This window comes from Rhodoplanes sp. SY1, from assembly GCF_046000175.1.
GTDB lineage: Bacteria > Pseudomonadota > Alphaproteobacteria > Rhizobiales > Xanthobacteraceae > Rhodoplanes.
On record NZ_JBEOMB010000526.1, the window covers coordinates 1 to 702 of the forward strand.

1 protein-coding gene is annotated in these 702 nt (G+C 67.9%); it reads left to right on the plus strand.

What is annotated here, in order from left to right; translation table 11 throughout:
- Positions 1-117 precede the first annotated feature (117 nt).
- Positions 118-702 (plus strand): toll/interleukin-1 receptor domain-containing protein (locus tag ABTU92_RS30750; protein ID WP_408095308.1); only part of this gene is annotated, 585 nt, incomplete at its 3' end.

Here is a 702-nt window from a genome sequence, read left to right on the forward strand (position 1 = left end):
GCCGCCTTCCGGGCGACGGCGTAGAGGAAAGCACGCCACCGGCGGACCGCTGCAGCCCGCCGCGCGCTTCAATTGCCGATCCTTTTCAGATAGGTTCTGGAAATTCCGCACGCTGGGGTGGCGCGGGTGGCGCAAGTTTTCATCAGCTATTCGACACAGCATCGCGGGCTGACCGAGGCGCTGGCCACGAGTCTCGAAGCCGCCGAGATCACCCGACAGGACGGACGCCGTGAGCGACTCACCGTCTGGTGGGACAAGAGACTCGTGGCTGGCGACGTCTTCCCGCGGGAGATCACGGCGGCCCTCGATGCCGCCGACGCCGTGGTGGTGATCTGGAGCGAAGGCGCCGTCGCATCCGATTGGGTCTATGCCGAGGTGGTGCGCGCGGCCGCAAAGAAGACGCTCGTGCCGACCCGCTCTCCGGACCTGGATTTCGACACGATCCCGCTTCCGTTCAACATCTACCAGACCTGCGCGGTCGACGACGTGGCGGCCGTGCTGGCCGGGATCGAGAGGCGGATCGCCGGCGCACCGCCGGAGCCGCGGCCCGGGCACGTCGCCGCCGAGCTCGGCGACGTTCTGCTCGACACCAAGCAGGACGAGCTGGAGCAGTCGGCCGCGGTCAAGAGCCCCGCCGCACTGCTTCTCGCGCGATATCGGCTCGTCGCCTTCGAAGATCTGCACGGGTTCCGCGACGACTTC